Raw genomic sequence first — 1,523 nt, forward strand, 5'->3', positions numbered from 1 at the left:
ACCAGCCTTCGTTACATTGTCAGACTCGCTACTTTATTCAGAGTCCTAGGTTCATCTGGTGATACAGATGGTTCACACATTAAGCGGTGAACAGCGCTTCATACGACCTCACGTCGCACGCCCCTTTCCGTGTTAGTACTGATATTTACTTGTATTCATTTCCCATACCTGAGCTAATCTAATGCTGTGATAATTGGTTGTGATGCAGTTATCTATGTGATCATTTTAAACTAAGCAAGTATAGTGCCTCTTAAAGATTCAAGTTTGATCATCATTACGTCATGGAGAGAGTTTAAGTATATGAACTTACTGCACTTAAAAGCGCTCTTGCTAGCGGTTGAAACAGGCTCAATATCGGCTGCCGCCCGTAAACTCGGAAAAAAACAGCCTCAAGTCAGCCAATGGATCTCTGACTTGGAAATTGATCTCGGAGTGTCTTTTTTTGATAGGACAGGTAATAAAATGTCACTTAGTAAAGATGGTGAGCGATTACTGCCTTATCTATCCCACAGCATGAGCCAATTTACAAAGTTGATGCAAAGTGCTGATGTCATTTCGCAAGGCGAATCTACAGTTGTGAGAATCGGAATTGAAAACTACATTCCAGATTTAGCCTTCGCAGCCCCTCTCACTTTAACACTAGAATTGTCCCACTTGTGCATCGAAGTTTATCGAGAAGAAAGGCACCAACTGATGCAGGATCTTACGGAAGGCGATGCCGATATTATTATTGTCCATGAGTCCGATACGCTCCACCATCAGAATTTTGAATATTGCCGTTTAGGCCATTACAAAGAGGTATTAGCCTGCAGCTCAGAGCATCCTCTTGGTAAATTGCCAACAGTAGCAAGTAGTGACTTAAGTCAATATCGCGAGCTAATTTGGGGCGAAACAGATAGTGGTGAGAAATTCAACAATCAAAACGATGATAGTTTTAGTCCTAGTTATAGTCTTTTTTCGGACATTCAGTTACTTATCGCGGTATTACAACGCAACACAGGCTTTGCCTTTTTACCCGCTGAAAGTGTTGAATCCTATATTAAAAACGGTCAATTAATAGCCCTCATCAGCGATTTTGAACCCACAGGTATCGACCGAAGAATTGAATTGTGTTGGCGTAACGGTTTAACGTTATCTCGATACGGTAATCAAATTGTAGAGGCATTCAAAACCAGTCACCAATTGCAAAGCAAGCCTACTGCTTAGAATGACAATCATCTGGTTTCGTATACTCTTGAACTTGAGGCTCAGAGCCAGATGAGACTTCTGTTTCGTCCAGAGAGCTACACTCTCGTTCAAGCCTCGAAGCGGCAATTGAAGTATCCCACCAATCATAGATATATAGAGACACATAAATCGGGAGAACAGCCCATAGCAATGGGTCGTCCCATACTGTTGAGGTAATTCCAATTGCGGCAATGGCTAAAATGATTATCTCAGAAATACCAATAAATAATAACAACTTGGTTAAATGAGCAAGTGAACGCTGCAGTACGTTAGAGAGTAGAGTTTTCTGATAGGTC

General features: G+C 41.4%; 1 protein-coding gene and 1 pseudogene. One reads left to right on the forward strand and one right to left on the reverse strand.

Annotation, left to right across the window (positions count from 1 at the left end; translation table 11 throughout):
- The first annotated feature begins 300 nt into the window (after window positions 1-300).
- Window positions 301-1,206 carry a LysR family transcriptional regulator gene (locus tag EYW48_RS21050; protein ID WP_115339918.1) on the forward strand — a complete coding sequence of 302 codons (906 nt, stop codon included), beginning with the start codon at window positions 301-303 and terminating at the stop codon, window positions 1,204-1,206.
- Here the strand turns inward: EYW48_RS21050 and EYW48_RS21055 are convergent.
- Window positions 1,196-1,523, reverse strand: a pseudogene (locus EYW48_RS21055) (hypothetical protein); the annotation flags it as partial. The gene EYW48_RS21050 and the pseudogene EYW48_RS21055 sit on opposite strands and share 11 nt — an antisense overlap.

Origin of the sequence: Vibrio sp. 1180_3, assembly GCF_029478545.1 — a bacterium.
Lineage (GTDB): Bacteria > Pseudomonadota > Gammaproteobacteria > Enterobacterales > Vibrionaceae > Vibrio > Vibrio aestuarianus.

Bases quoted from the DNA above. Each gene is read 5' to 3' on its own strand.
- EYW48_RS21050 (WP_115339918.1), top strand. From the start codon at position 301: ATGAACTTACTGCACTTAAAAGCGCTCTTGCTAGCGGTTGAAACAGGC.